General features: G+C 51.5%; 12 protein-coding genes. 6 read left to right on the forward strand and 6 right to left on the reverse strand.

Annotated features, from left to right (window positions below; translation table 11 throughout):
• Nucleotides 1-681: HEAT repeat domain-containing protein (locus tag EI42_RS19985; protein ID WP_211326267.1), on the forward strand; the 681-nt coding region annotated here is incomplete at its 5' end.
• Between the two features lie 836 nt (nt 682-1517).
• On the opposite strand, the gene EI42_RS19990 is transcribed toward EI42_RS19985, so the two are convergent.
• The 5 genes from EI42_RS19990 to EI42_RS32000 form a co-directional block, all read right to left on the reverse strand.
• A complete protein-coding gene (locus EI42_RS19990) occupies nt 1518-2435 on the reverse strand; it encodes a CPBP family intramembrane glutamic endopeptidase (protein WP_211326268.1) in 918 nt (305 codons plus the stop codon).
• Complete coding sequence (locus EI42_RS19995) at nt 2416-3210, reverse strand: MerR family transcriptional regulator (protein WP_111324409.1); 795 nt, start codon at nt 3208-3210, stop codon at nt 2416-2418. Before EI42_RS19995 ends, EI42_RS19990 begins: the two co-directional genes overlap by 20 nt.
• Before the next feature lie 474 nt (nt 3211-3684).
• Nucleotides 3685-3813 (reverse strand): DUF4180 domain-containing protein, encoded by a 129-nt coding sequence (locus tag EI42_RS34710; RefSeq protein ID WP_211326269.1) that lies wholly within the window; start codon nt 3811-3813, stop codon nt 3685-3687.
• Nucleotides 3814-4281: 468 nt separating this feature from the next.
• Complete coding sequence (locus EI42_RS33385) at nt 4282-4476, reverse strand: hypothetical protein (RefSeq protein ID WP_211326270.1); 195 nt, start codon at nt 4474-4476, stop codon at nt 4282-4284.
• Nucleotides 4477-4801: 325 nt separating this feature from the next.
• Nucleotides 4802-5398 carry a hypothetical protein gene (locus tag EI42_RS32000; RefSeq protein WP_137686440.1) on the reverse strand — a complete coding sequence of 199 codons (597 nt, stop codon included), beginning with the start codon at nt 5396-5398 and terminating at the stop codon, nt 4802-4804.
• Between the two features lie 536 nt (nt 5399-5934).
• On the opposite strand from EI42_RS32000, the gene EI42_RS20020 reads away from it, so the two are divergent.
• Nucleotides 5935-6753 carry a trypsin-like serine peptidase gene (locus tag EI42_RS20020; protein WP_111324414.1) on the forward strand — a complete coding sequence of 273 codons (819 nt, stop codon included), beginning with the start codon at nt 5935-5937 and terminating at the stop codon, nt 6751-6753.
• Between the two features lie 338 nt (nt 6754-7091).
• Nucleotides 7092-9371, forward strand: a complete 2280-nt coding sequence (locus EI42_RS20025) for a PAS domain S-box protein (protein WP_170142770.1) — start codon at nt 7092-7094, stop codon at nt 9369-9371.
• 506 nt (nt 9372-9877) lie between these two features.
• Here EI42_RS20025 and EI42_RS20030 read toward each other — a convergent pair.
• On the reverse strand, nt 9878-10909 hold the full coding sequence (locus tag EI42_RS20030; RefSeq protein ID WP_170142771.1) for a LacI family DNA-binding transcriptional regulator: 1032 nt from the start codon (nt 10907-10909) through the stop codon (nt 9878-9880).
• A gap of 438 nt (nt 10910-11347) precedes the next feature.
• Between EI42_RS20030 and EI42_RS20035 the strand changes: the two genes are divergently transcribed.
• The 3 genes from EI42_RS20035 to EI42_RS20045 all read left to right on the forward strand — a co-directional run bounded on the left by EI42_RS20035 (nt 11348) and on the right by EI42_RS20045 (nt 14581).
• Nucleotides 11348-12709, forward strand: a complete 1362-nt coding sequence (locus tag EI42_RS20035) for an ABC transporter substrate-binding protein (RefSeq protein WP_111324417.1) — start codon at nt 11348-11350, stop codon at nt 12707-12709.
• Between the two features lie 48 nt (nt 12710-12757).
• The gene (locus EI42_RS20040; RefSeq protein ID WP_111324418.1) at nt 12758-13663 is read left to right on the forward strand and encodes a carbohydrate ABC transporter permease; all 906 of its coding nucleotides are present in this window, start codon (nt 12758-12760) and stop codon (nt 13661-13663) included.
• A 105-nt stretch (nt 13664-13768) separates the two neighbouring features.
• Nucleotides 13769-14581 carry a carbohydrate ABC transporter permease gene (locus EI42_RS20045; protein ID WP_346268196.1) on the forward strand — a complete coding sequence of 271 codons (813 nt, stop codon included), beginning with the start codon at nt 13769-13771 and terminating at the stop codon, nt 14579-14581.
• Nucleotides 14582-14602: the final 21 nt, after the last annotated feature.

The raw sequence follows: 14602 nt of genomic DNA on the forward strand, positions 1-14602 counted from the left end.
GTGAGAGCAGCAGTGGTGGAGGCAGTGGGAGCGAGGGTAGAGGTAGAGAGGTTATTGCCGCTCCTCAAGGATGAGGATGGGGATGTGAGAGCAGCGGTGGTGAAGGCAGTGGGAGCAAAGGTAGAGGTAGAGACGTTGTTGTCACTGCTAGAAGATGAGTATGCAGATGTGAGACGGGCTGCAGTTGAAGAAATCGAACACCATAGCGCGATGCTTTCTGATGAAGCATTGCTCGCTCTTATTGGAGATGAAGCAGGTTCTGTACGTAAAGCGGCTCTGAACGTTGTGCGGAGACATAGGCCCGAGTTATTGTCAGAGATATATGCGGAGGCGCACGCGATTCTCCAACACCAGCCACCCGGGAAAATCTTTCGTTCTCTTTCCTCTATCGTTGTTGCGCAAATGATCGGTGGACTGAGGCTTTCGGGTCCCGCATCTTTTGCAAAGTTAGAAGAGTACCTGCACTGGCATCATTGGCAGACTCGTCTTGCCGCAGTTCGTGCACTTGCAAAGATTCGCCGGCATATTCCGGACCATCTGGTGCAGCTCCTCCTGGTTTTAAGGAGGAATGATCCCAGTATGCCGGTTCGTCATGCAGCTGATGATGCGCTCGCTGACATTCTCACAATCGAACCTATGGAAGATGAATGGGATGAAGACTCCGCTCCTTCTGATATATGAGCTGTTGCATCCTTTCCCACTCATTTGTTCGCTTGTGTCTTGACACGGGTATTTGCAGAAAGTGTATAGTAGAAAAGAGCATGATATGGAAGGTGACAAAGAAATTGAGCGAAGTTACTGAAATATTCTTTCAGCTATCTTTTACAAGTTGTTTTAAGCAATCTATATACATAGCGGAACCGAGCACATATTGCTGGATTCTTGGAGTGTGTGACCTTGCGGGCAAATGAAATTGAGTGTCTAAAACCCATCAGAGGTAAACATAGCTCGATAGGGAAAACCTCTTTCAAGATGAGTGAGAGGGCTGATCTGATATCTTCATCATCTTCGACCATATGCACCATTTTGATAGGAGAGGGCTCTTCCCGTTTCATTTGACGAGCGTCTTTGATCTCTTTTCCCTTCTGCACTGCATGTGCGCTTATCCAGCCCGACCGAGCGGACCTGTCTCATCGTGCGTACCTTGACGCTCCCCATGTCTGAAGACAGGGACCTTCTGGCGCGTCTTGATAATCGCTCGTGTGCGTGGGCGAATTGAGAGACACCGGAAGGTTGCTCAATCATAGCAGCGGACGAGGCCCATAACGCGCCAGGAAGAGCGCAGAGGCAAGGCTGATCGGTCCACTTCCAACAATCAGCAACTCATGAGCATGATTCTGGATATCCGAAGGGGAGCACTCTATTGAATTGTATGGTGGAAGGAAGTCTCGGCGCCTCTTTTAAAAACGTCGCCCTTGTGAAGAAGCAGCCTCAGACATAATAGAGCCTGATGGCTGCTTCGTGATGCTATCCTTCAAAAAAGGCTACTCTTTGCGTATTACAAATCTGGCTGCTAGCTACAGCATAACTTCTTTCAGACTCAGCAGGAATGGGAGGACGTTTGCCAACGTGTGGAAAAGGGCAGAAAGCCAGAAATTGCGATAGCGGAACCAGAAGTAGCCGAACAGCACGCCCATTGCTCCTTGAAAGCTAACTACTGCCGCAAGTGCGAGCAGAGCATCAAGCAGTGGTTGTCCCGTTTGCCCCAACCAGGCAGACTGAAAGCGAGTTGGAAAATGCATCCAGGCAAACAGAAACGCTGCGAGTGCGATCCCGTTCCCGTGACCGAAGAGAAGTTCGAGCCGTGTCTGGAGCAGCTTGCGGTAGAGAAGCTCTTCAGCAATGCCTGCCGTCAGAATATTGGTGACGAGGGATAGAACCAGGTAATCAAGCCAGGTCTCTTTTGAAAGGCCAGGGATCCGGGTAGCAGATATCGCGAAGAAGCCGCCACTGGTAAGCAAACAATACGCCAGAATGACTATACAAGGGATGAGCCATCGCCTGAGCGATCGGGTAGACTTCTCGTTCTCTAAAGGCTTATGTCTGGATGATAGGAAGAGAACACAAGAGTATACCAGGATCAAAAGTACTTTGGCGAAAAAGTAACCATCTTGACCCCAGAGAATCTGGGCAAGCAGCAAGAGCCAGGGAAGGACCAACGTATAGCCGATGAGCAGATAGGTTCCCTTCTTCATCTGTGGGCGCATCTCTTCGGCAAGCGCTCCGGTTTGCCCGGCTGGAAGCAGGCGGATGAGCCCAAGCAGTATCGCAATGAGCAGCAGGTATGGGAGCAAGCTTATAGGAGCTGTTCCATCCCCACGACTTGGCGAGATTTGCTGATAGCCACAGGCAAATAACAGGCCCACACTCATCACCAGAAGCGCGATTCCTCCTATCAGCCAGGAAGCCCGTTGCTTAGCAATTTTCGGTTTCATTTCGTTCTGTGTTTGTAGCATTTTCGTTGTGCTCCGTCTGTGCTATATACCAATCCACAATAGCATCTATATAGGTCATCGTTTCGGCGTCGAGGCCGTAGAGCCGGGCAGGTTGTCCGGGCTGTGGCCGAATCAACTCCCAGTATTTCCCGGTCAGTTCCTCGTTTCCCTGAAAGAGTTCATCAGCATAGGCGACAATTTCTTCTGCCAGTCGTTGAGAGGCAGGCGAGTCAGGAGGTTCATGCATGTGTTCACGAACCTCTCGTAGCAGACGTGTCCAGGTCTGGGTTTTCGGATCGTCGGTGTGCAGTTCCGGCAAGTTCGCCAGGATAGCCTGTTCCGTTGGAGTAAAGTGGCGGGCGCGAAACTGTTGCCGCTGCTGTGTGCCTGCTTGAGCCGCTTCGAGAAAGAGACGAAGATCCTCAGCCTGTAGCTTCTCCTTGATCTCAATCGCGTTCAATGCGACCTGTAAAGCATCTTCCAATTGTTGCAGGCGTTGTTTTTCTTCCTTGACGGCCTGTAACTGGTAATGCAGCGATGTTTTCCAGCGCTCTTCCTTTGGGTGCTCTGTCAGCATTTCTCGAATCTGGAGCAAGGAGAAGCCTAATTGTTTCAGGGCAAGAATAATATAGAGTGTGACCGTATCCTCAGCGGAGTAGTAACGGTAGCCACTCTCTGTAACGATAGAAGGCTTGAGTAACCCTAGCTCATCGTAGTAGCGCAGAGTTCGAATAGAGACCTGTGCTTCTTTTGCAAGCTGACCTATACGATACATGAGTTTCCTTTCCTTTCTTCTGGTTGGTAGTATAACCCTTCCGTTAGCGTGAGAGTCAAGCCTTTTTTATTATTGGGTGCGTCGATACTCCGGTGACGGCACAGCAATGCATCGAAAAGCGGATCCTTGATCTCAAAACGCAACTGAAAGCCTTGCAGCAGGTTTCGATAGCTACTATCGGACGTGCGGGAGCAGAGGAGCTATACAGCGACGCTCAGGCATTGAACATGTTGAGGTCACGCTGGTAGCACAGCTTCCGGAAAAGAAGGTCTTTCTGGCTGCTTGTAGCCTCTACATAGAGCTCCTTTGAGCAATATCAAAAACAGGCCTTTTTGCCAATGCCTGACAGCCTGACAATCTCTTCTTCATGGTCGGGGAAAGGCAAGCCGTCGTAGAAATCGGAAGGGGCTTCAGGACAGCGACGGCCTTGCTTCATCAGTGCCTCTGAAGGTGCTGTAAGGGCTCTTCGAGTTCTTAAAGATGTGAAGCGAACCAGAGTTGATTGCCATTGTTCGTGTCATACACGAAGTCTCTGAATCCACGGCTCTGAGCCACATATTGTGAGATGTTGCCGAGGATCGCAACACGGCAGCGATAGTTCACCAGGAAGCGCCAGAAGACCCCTGTCTTTAGACAAGGGGATGTATGGCACGTGCAGAAAAAGCAGCAGAGAACACATGACTGCCCGAGCGGTGATGGTATGATTTCACATAACAGAGGATGACGGAAAAGGTGCAAGGGATGCGGATCTCTGAAGGCAAGCTTGCTGCCTCAAAAGCACAATGTGCTGCCATTGAGGAAGTCATCCGCGCCACCCAATTCATTCATAAGAGGTGTCTGCGTCTCTGGATGGATGAACGAGGCATATCCAAAACGATCTTCAGCGATAGTGTGCCGTGTTGGTCAAAGCTTTCCCCTTTGCTGCTTGTCTTAACCCACAGGCCCGTCAGGCCGCCATCTCCTGCTTGTATGAGAACTCTTGCCTCAAGAAACCCGGCAAGAAGGCCTATCTCACGTTCCAACATGACAATCGCGAAGGCAAGCGGACGGGCGGGATGCATCATATTTGCTTCACCGAATTGGCCGCCTGCGGCTCGTTGGCTCGCGTGACGTCATACCCTTTCCTTCTCTGCTTCCTGCTTCTCTAAAGGGGCAATGCGAGCCTGCCGCAGCAGGGACAATGCCTGCTAACAAGGCCAGCACTCCTGAGATGGTCATCCAGGGAACCGCTCCCAGACTATCGCCGAAACTGCTGCTCAGTGTCATGCTGATGAGTGTTGCCGGCGCTGTAACCGTTTCGAGCGTGCCGAAAAACCCGACCTCCGGTCTTCAGCCTCGACCTGCAAGAGGGTATACAGCGTGACGATGAAGCCAACCACAAAGATTCCAATCAACCCGGTCAGGATCAAGACCAGGATGAAATTTGGATAGAAGGTGATGGCAAGAATGGTTTTTCGTGGAGGGATCGGCTCAGATGCCGAGGCTGAGGCTCTGCTGACAGACTATCGACAGCGCCAATTTACGTTCTTCTGCCAGAGTCTGGGCAGCAATGAGGCAGATCCTCTGGTACGGCTTGCTCTTCAGAGCTGGATCAGTTTTTTTCAGGAGGTGTGTCTTCAATGGCTTGAGCATCAAGATATACCACGCGAACAGATTCTTGTCCTTCTTGAACAAAGTTTGCGAGCGATTCTTTCCTGCACAGAGCAGCGGATACCTCCAACTGCGGGAACATCTGGATGAGGAGCAGCAAGGCGAAGGCGCGGGTAGGCACCGTTTCCCACACTCTGGGGGCAAAATTCTCTTTTTTTATGCAAAAGTGATGGCAGAAGATCTCCAGACAGAACCCCTGACCTTGCCAAAATGGCTTGCGAATGTATGGGGGTAGTTGGCCGGAAGCCGTCAAAGCGAGGTGAAGCACGTATTCGTTATCATGTGGGAGATAGTCGTACTCTTCTGTCGATGGTTCGAGAAGGACTGGGGATAACAGTATTGCCTCGAACAATGCTTCCTGAGAAGTGAGATGGTCTGGTTGCTCTTTCACTGGACCTCCACGATATTTGCAGATCGGATGGGGTGTCAAATCGTGGGAAACTGTCTCGGCGAGGACGGCGTTATTCATAGAAACTGCACAGACCTGGATCTCTCGGTCATCATTGTTGAGCAAAAAATATGCCTGATTGATAGTCAAAGGGCCAATGATTCTTTATTCGCCCTCTTGTACCACTGTTTCCTCTTTAAAAAAGGGCAGAAGAATCAAAAAATGGAGAGAGGGGAAAAGATATTGAAAGAAAGAAAAATATATGTTATCATATTATCGTTGTTGTATTGATACTGAGATGAAGAGGGTGCCTGGCGCTTTTCAGCCGGATAAAGGAATATCTGGCTTCCTTATGCTATGCTTTCCTGTGAAAGTGAAATAGATGTAATTGACGAGCGAGAGCTGATATATCTAAGGACCTGATATATCGGCAAGGAGTAGCTCGGTGGCACGTTTCGCTTTTTGCTTCTCTTCCTTTCACTTCGCAGGATGCATATACAACTGATACTGTCCTCTAGCTATTTCTCATTCAATGAGAGAAAGGATTCTCGACGATGAGAAGGAATTCCTCCAGACGATGGTGTTTTCTGCTTTTTCCTGGCGTGCTAGCCCTTGTTTGTGCCCTCTTACTTAGTGATGTAGGGACAACTGCCCGTGCTGCCAATACGAGCACATCAGGTGTCAGTATGAAAGAGGTGACCCAGGACCCGAAGGCTGTTGCCGACTACTGGACGCCCGAACGAATGCGCACCGCAAAACCGGCGGATATCATTTTGCCTGAGAAGAAGCAGCCGGTCTCAACGAGACCGGGTATACTGGCTGCAACGGCTGTTCCTACTGGCTCATACGGCACTTTCCCCTATTCCACGATTGGGAAGGTCTTCTTCACAGATCCTCGAACCGGAAGCAACTATGTCTGTTCCGGCACTGCGGTTCAAAGTCAGAATGGGAGTACTGTTGATACGGCGGGCCACTGCGTTGCTGCTGGTGGTGAGAACAGATATTACACCAACTGGGCTTTCTGTCCGCAGTACATCGATGGAAGCTGCCCGAAAGGGCGCTGGACAGCCCGTCGGCTTCTTGCTGATAGCGTCTGGCTCTCCTCCGGCGCACTCTATCGCGACTATGGTGCGGCTGTTGTAAATACCCTGAACGGGCAGACTCTGGTTGCGGCCGTCAACGGGGTCCAATTCGGGGCCAATCTGTCCCGCACCCAGACCTGGTATGCGCTGGGTTACCCTGCCGCTTCTCCCTTTAACGGGAACCGGATGTATCAGTGCATTTCCGGGCGCATCGCCGATGACTCAGGAACCCCGCAGCCTATTGGCATCTCCTGTAATATGACTGGCGGTTGCAGCGGTGGCGGCTGGTTGATTAACGTCAACGGAACCTGGTATGTCAACGGCCATAACGATTACAAGTATGGGGCTACCTCCAATAATATGTACTCGCCCTACTATGGTAACGAAGCGTTGAACGTATACAACACGGCCCAGATCGCCTGAGATCCTGGAAGGAAGCAAAAAGCCTTATTCTCTCCTGCAACGGGTTCTCTCCCCTTCCCTGTTGCAGGGGAGCCCCTTTAGAACTCCCCGCTTTCGCGATCCTCTCCTTTGGCCTGTAGAACGGGCAAGAAACGCTGCTGTGCCGGAGCACTGGTGTGAAGCGCTGTGCTCTTTCTTCAGAAGAAGTATAAAGAGAAATGCTCTATGGCGAGAGACATGCGTTTTTCTTTACTTTATCTCTACTATAAAGAGAAATTTACTCTTGACGCTAGTTGATAGTATATGAGAGAATCAACTGGCGTTCTATGTTTGCTCTTAGAGTAGAAAGGGCATGCGAGGTGGAGCAATATAAATTCCTTTCAAGTACCAATATATCCGGACAGCAACAGGGGGAGCGTTTTCATAAAGATTTAGTGCAAGTCGAGCCTGCGCTACTGGATGTTATTCAGGATGCAGTTTTGATCTATGATCCGCATTACCATCTCTCTTTCTGGAGCAGGCAGGCAGAAGAGCTCTATGGCTGGACGGCTCAGGAGGCGCTTGGACAGGATGTCCGCCAGCTCCTTCAGGAACAAATTATCCGGGAACCGATGGAAAGAGAAAGGCGTCTTTTTCAAGAAAAGGAGATATGGGAAGCGGAATTACTCCATAAGGCGAAAGATGGGAGACAGGTTATCGTTGAGAGCCATGCCCGGTTGCTTCCTCATGAAGAGCGATCTCTCGTTCTGGAAACGCATCATGATGTGACCGCACAGCGGCAGGCGGAGCAACTGCTTGAAGAGTATTATCAAAGGGCGCAGAAAGCCATTGACGTCGGAGTCTGGCGCTGGGAGATCTCTAGAGATAAACAGGGCCGCCTGTATGCCAGAGGTATTATTAATAGTCGCGTTGCCCACTTTCTTAAACTGCCTTCAAATACACTTCTGACTGATGAGCAGTTTTTTACTTTTATCCATCCTGATGATCGTCCGCTTGTTCGCCGAACCTTTGAGCGGGTAATTGAGACGGGAAGCGACTACAACGCCGTCTATCGTATGCTTGATCCTGAAGAGGGCACAGTCTGGGTTGCTTCGCGCGGCAGCGTTGTGACCGATCAACAGGGTACCCCGTTATACGCGATTGGCATTACGCTTGACATTACCGAACAGAAACAAATTGAGGAGGCGCTACAGGCTGCGAATCGGCGTATTACCTCTATTCTGGAACATGTCGCCGATGGCTGTATTCACGTTGATAATGAATGGCGCTATAGCTATATAAGCAGGGGTACGGAGAAGCTGGCTGGCGTTCATCGCGAAATGTTTCTGGGTCAATCGATCTGGGAAGTCACGCCGCATCTCTGTGGCAGTGAAACTGAGCGCTTTTTACGGCTTGCCCGAGAGACACAGCAGCCTGTCGAATATGAGATGTTTTATGCACCTGCTCAGCAGTGGTGGAAGCTCCATATTGTCCCGGCTTCTGATCATCTGGCCGTCTACTATCACAATATTACCGCTTTGAAAGAGATACAGTCACTCTACAAGGAGCAGGAAGAGACATTTCGCCGTCTGGCGGATGCCAACCTTGTTGCCGTGGCTTCCTGTACTGAAGAGAGCGATATTATCGATGCCAATGATGCCTTTCTTACCCTGATCGGGGCCTCCCGGGAGGAATTGCGGACCGGAAAGCTGAACTTTGCGAAGATCACGCCAAAGGAATATGAGGCATTGGATCGAGAGCGACATGAAGAAGCAAGATCTATGGGTGTCTCATCACCATATGAGAAAGAGTATTATCACAGACTCGGGCATAGAGTGCCGGTATTGGTGGCAGGCGCCTACATGGAACACTCAAAGCATTATACAGCGATCATAATAGATATTTCCGAGCAGAAAGAACTCGAGAAGCAGAGAGAGGTTTTCTTTGGGATCATCAGCCATGAACTGCGGACACCCTTGACTGCTATTGGAGGAACGCTGCAACTGGCACAGCGGCGGCTCAAGCGCTTTGTCTGCCAGCCAGAAGAGTGCGGACCGAGGGTGGTTGATCTGTTGCAGAATACGGGTCTCTTAATTGAGCAGGCTCTCAGACAGACACGCGTGCAGGATCGTCTGATTGAGGATCTGCTTGATGCCTCGCGCATCGCGGTTGACAAGCTGGAACTGACCATGATGCCCGCCGATCTGCGTCAGATTGTCCGGGAGACAGTCGAAGATCTGCGGGCGACGGCTCTGGATCATACCATTGCGCTCTTGCTGCCTGAGGTGCCGCTTCCTGTCTGCGTAGATAGGATGCGTGTTGCTCAAGTGCTCGGGAACTACGTGACCAATGCCCTCAAATACTCGCCGGCTGGAGCGCCTGTCACTGTGGAGGTGACCTCGGCTGGAGACGAGGCGCGGGTCTGGGTGCATGATCGTGGCCCCGGGCTTTCGGAAGAGGCGAAACAGAAGATCTGGAGCCGTTTTCAGCGCTCTGCTGATGCCAAAGCGCATAGTCGTCTGGGTGCAAATCTGGGCCTGGGTCTCTACATCTCTCAATCGCTCATTCGGCGGCATCAAGGGGCTGTTGGGGTAGAGAGCGAGCAGGGCAAAGGGGCCTCCTTCTGGTTCTCGCTGCCCTTACGTACAACATGTCTCTAAGTGCCGAAAGTGCCTGGTTTTTCAAGAGCTGAACAATACAGGCGTTTTCAGATGCTCCCGCTGTCGGGGGCCCCAATACTTCGAGAATGGCGAGACCGCCAGGAAAGCTCAGCCCGGAGATCTGCCCCAGAAGCCAGAGCTTGATATGTTGCCCTTCAAGGTACTGCTCAAGTGCAATAAGGAGAAAGAAGGCTGTACTGGAAGCAGCCATAGAATGTGAAATCCTTTCCGATGGGGAGTCCAGAATCTATCGATGAAAAGAGATCCCAGTTGCTTGATCAAGATGTATATGTAATGCACCGATCGACTACAACTATATAGAGAATCCATCGAGAAGCATGATCGTTGGTGACGTGTCGCTGCGTGCTCATCTTTTCGGACGTAGGTATATTCGTTTTAGCCTATTTTCTGCCAAGCGAGAAAGCAGAGAGTATATACCGCAAGGACATGGGCCTGAAAGGGCGAAACAGAGGGCTTCGGTGCCTGGCGACGAGCAGGCGAGGCCCTTATGGCGAGGCAGGGCCGCGCTCTGGAGCAGGGGCTGCGGTTGAGGAGCGTATAACCATTTCGGGTAGAAGGAGCGGCGGCGTTTCGAGCTGCTTCCCCTCGATCCGACCGAGTAAAAGATTCAGGGCCAGCGTTACAAGCCTGTCGCGATCCACATTGACTGTGGTAAGCGGTGGAGCCATGAAGGGGGAGAGGGCAATATTATCGAAGCCGACAACCGAGAGGTCGTGTGGCACATGAAGACCAAGCTTCCAGGCAGCGCTGATCGCTCCCATTGCCATCAGGTCATTTGTGGCAAAAAGGGCTGTCGGGCGCTCTGGCTGCGTGAGCAATTGATGTGCTGCTGCCTCGCCGCTTTCAAGCGACGAATCGCCGTGAGCAATGAATTGTGGTTCAAGCGGGCAACCGGCATCCTGTAACGTCTCCGTGAAGCCGGAGAAGCGAAGATGATGATCCAGGCTGCCGTCTGGTCGGGTATCAACGATAATACTGAGCCGCCTGTGACCCAGTTCGAGCAGGTGTCTGGCAACGAGCTGGCCGCCACGCTTAAAGTCCAGGCCAACACCTGAAGGGATGTTCTGCCCCTCTTCTTCCCACAGGCAACAGATGACCGGGAGCCCGGATTTGAGCATAGATTGAATTGCGGCAAGGGAGAGGCCGCCGGGTAGCGCAATAATGCCATCGACGCGTCGTGCAGCCAGATCCTCCAGAAGCTCCTGACCGAGGCGCTCATCTTCATAGGTATTGGTGATGACGGTGCGGAACCCACGGGTATAGGCATTGCGTTCCACTGTTTCTGCAATGCCAGCATAGAACGGGTTGATAATATGTGGAATGACAAGCCCGATCGTGCGTGTTTGCTGCTTGGTCAGGCTGCGTGCAAGCAGGTTCGGGCGATACCCCAGCTCGTGAGCACATTTTAACACCTTCTCCCGGGTGGCCTGACTGATCGAGCCTCTGCCGGACAGGACATATGAAACAGTGGCCGCTGTAACGCCTGCTGCCTTTGCCACGTCATAAATGGTTGTCAAGTTTGTCTCCTGCGGTAATACTGTTCGGAGCCGGTTCAGGCTGACTTCTAGTATAGGCAGGGGAGTACAGCCTGTCAATAGAGCAGCTACCAGATGAGCGCGGGTGAAAAAAAGAGCTGCCGAAAGTATTGACACTGCAAAATCCTTGTGTTATATACTTGTAACAAGTTAATTAACCGATTAACTTACCTGCTTAACGCTATGGGTTAAAGCGGGGTGGGTTCACAGAGTTGTGATACATAGTGGGGGTGAAACGGCAGGGGAGGAGGATCCTGGCTCTACAGGATGACATCATGTCAAATACTTATCAGGTTGTCATTTTCTCAATTTGCCTCGCCTGCCTGTTTTTACACATAATTTTGTAGGAAGATCTGAAACACAAGGCAACAACGAAGCTGCCTGCATCTGAGCAGATGTCATGAAAGGAGTAGCACAGGTATGAATGACAGGCTCTCATCTCTTCCCCTGGTAAAGGCTAACCGTCGTACATTCCTCTCTCATTCGCTTGCTCTGGGGGCGTCACTGGCCGGTATCGGGACGCTTTTACAGTCCTGTGGAGGCGGGAACGCGAATAGCAATGGCGCTATTAAATGGTCAACCTGGGCTGGAGCGAAAACATCCAAACGGCTTCAGGAGTTCACCGACAGGTACAACAGGGACCATAACGCGAATGTCAAGTTTGCCCCGATCCCCTCATACGATGATTATTTGCCCAAGATTCTGACTCAGTTGAATGGCGGTATTGCTCCTGATGTCTTTTACGCCGCAGACGAGCATATCATCAAGTTGATTCAAAATAAGACGATCGAGGAACTCACACCGCTTCTGGCGAAGAGTGATAGCGTGGTCAAGGAGAGCGATTATTTCCCGGGCATGTGGGGCGCGGCCAGAACGCGCAGCGGGAAAATTTACGGAATTCCTGTAGATTGTAACCCGATCGTCTTGTGGTACAACAAGAAGGTCTTGCAGGAGGCCGGCATTACCGAAATGCCCGCCGAGCTGTATAAGCAGGGAAAGTGGACCAGAGATGTATTTCAACAGATGATCGATAAAATCACGGCGAACAAGAAGCGCGGCTATATCCTTGCCAGCGATTCAATGCTGTATCACTATAGCTGGGCGATCAACAATGGCGGCAGGATCTACGATAAGGATGGCTACGGGGACTTTATCGCCGATCAGGACCCGAAGACAGTCGAGGCCTTTGAGTGGCTGGCCGAGAATGTCCGGGCGAAGAAGTTTGCCTATGCGTCTTCTCTCCCCTCGAATCAGAGCGAAGACCTGATGTTTACAGCCAATCAGGTTGGATTCTTGTCCGCAGGGCGTTACTATCTCTCGACCTTCAAGGGGGCGCGGGCAAAGGGACTGGATTATGACATTGTGCCAATGCCCGGTACAGATGGAAAGAGCAGGCCTACAGGTATCTTTCTGGCCTATATCGTGCTTAACAAGAAAACGAAGAACCCGGCAGAGGCCTATAAATTCCTGTCAAATTATGTCTCTAAAGATGGCGAGACCTTGCGCCTGAAAGACGCCGGAGACGCGGTTCCGTCGGTGAAGGGAGCGGATCAGGTTGTACTGGATGGAAATGACCCTGTTCACGCGCAGCATTTGCTGGATGCTCGCAATACAGGTTTTGCAACCTTTGCCTCTGAAATGGGAACTCCCGGCCTGAGCCTGGATATTGTCTCAGCCTTCGATCCGGTATTCTTGAAGGGGGCTGATGTTAAGACCACGCTGGGAAAGGTGGCCGCGATGGTCAACCCGCGTATCAAGCAGGCGCAATCGCTGCTCCAGTAGAACCCCGTACAGGAGTGATCTATGAGACTGCAATTAGACGTATCCGCGATGAAGGCCAGCGTGCACAGGAACAGGTGGCGGCGGACGCTGAGTGAAGCCTTCTGGGGAGGCTTCTTTCTCCTGCCGCAGTTGATCGGCCTGGTCACCTTCTCGCTCATTCCGCTGGTGATCGTTCTGTGGTTGAGCCTGGTACACTGGGACGGCCTGGGCGAGGTGCAATTTGTTGGGCTGCAAAATTTTATCGATCAGCTCTCAGACCCGAATTTGCGTATTGCTTTCGTCAACACCACGATCTACACCCTGATCACAGTACCGGGTGGTATCCTGCTTGCGCTGCTTGTAGCCCTGGGTCTCAACAAAGTGCGCGGGAAAACGATCTATCGCATTATCTACTTTATGCCCGTTGTGACCAGCTCGGTAGCAACCGGTGTGATCTGGCTCTGGCTGCTGAACAGCGACGCCGGCTTTATCAATGTCCTGTTGCGTTCCTGGTTCAACATTGAGGGGCCTGCCTGGCTGATTGATGCGCACTGGGTTATTCCCTCAATCTCAATTGTAAGCATCTGGAGTAGCCTTGGTTCAAACATGGTGATCTTCCTGGCCGGTCTTCAGAATATTCCATCCACCTATATTGAAGCGGCTCGCATTGATGGTGCAAACCGTTTCCAGCTTTTCTGGAAAGTCACGCTCCCTTTGTTGAGCCCGACCCTTTTCTTTATCACCGTGCTCTCGATTATCAGCTCTTTTCAGGTCTTCGACCAGACCTTTGTGATGACGCAGGGAGGCCCCGACAAGGCCAGTTACACTATTGTCTACCATATCTATAACCTGAGTTTTCGGCAGTTTACCTTTGGACCGGCGAGCGCCTCGGCAATGATTCTCTTCGCGGTTTTGCTCGTCCTGACCCTCATCCAGTTTGCGTTTCAAAAGCGCTGGGTGAACTACGATCTGTAAAGTTGAAGGAAGGGAAGATGTATGCTTCAAGAGGCTGTAAAGACGTCAAAGCCTGTTTTTCAGGCTCGCCGACCGAGGCAGAAGCAGCGTAGCATTGCCGGAAGCATGCTTGCCGCACTCATACACGTGTTGCTGATTATCGGCGCGATCATAATGGCTGGGCCGTTTATCTGGATGGCGGTAACATCGCTCAAGGAAGATTCGCAGGCGTTTCAAGATCCGCTCTCGCTTCTGCCGAATCCGATTGTCTGGCAGAATTACCCTGCCTCGCTTCAGGCAATGCCTTTCGGCCAGGCATACTGGAACAGCTTCTATATTGCCATCGTTGTTGTTGCCTGTGAGCTGATTACAACGGCAATGGCGGGATATGCCTTTGCCAGAATTCGGTTTCCTGGGCGCAATATCGTCTTTGTGCTCTTTCTGGCAACAATGATGATTCCATTTCAGTTAACTATTATCCCGCGCTTTCTGATTATGCAACGGCTTGGCTGGCTGGATAACCATCTTGCTCTAATCGTGCCAGCAGCGCTCTTCGATGCCTTCGGGGTCTTCCTGATGCGTCAGTTTATTCTGGGGATTCCAAAAGAGCTGGAAGAGGCCGCGATCATTGATGGGGCCAGCCGCTGGCAGATCTTCTGGCATGTGATCCTGCCGCTGCTGAAGCCGCCAATGGCCGCCCTGGGGATCTTTACCTTCCTGGGACAGTGGAACAGCTTCTTTGTACCGCTCATCATGCTTAGCAGCCCGGATCTCTATACCGTGCCCTTGCTCTTGAATCAGTTCCGGGAGCAGTACACCTCACAGTGGGCTTTGATGATGGCTGGTTCAATGATTGCCGTATTGCCGGTGCTGCTGGTCTACGTTCTGGGTCAGCGTCAGATTATTCAGGGAATTGCGCTGACCGGTCTGAAGTCATAGTTGTGTCCTCCTCTCTAGATG

The sequence above is a fragment of the Thermosporothrix hazakensis genome (assembly GCF_003253565.1).
Classification (GTDB): Bacteria; Chloroflexota; Ktedonobacteria; order Ktedonobacterales; family Ktedonobacteraceae; genus Thermosporothrix; species Thermosporothrix hazakensis.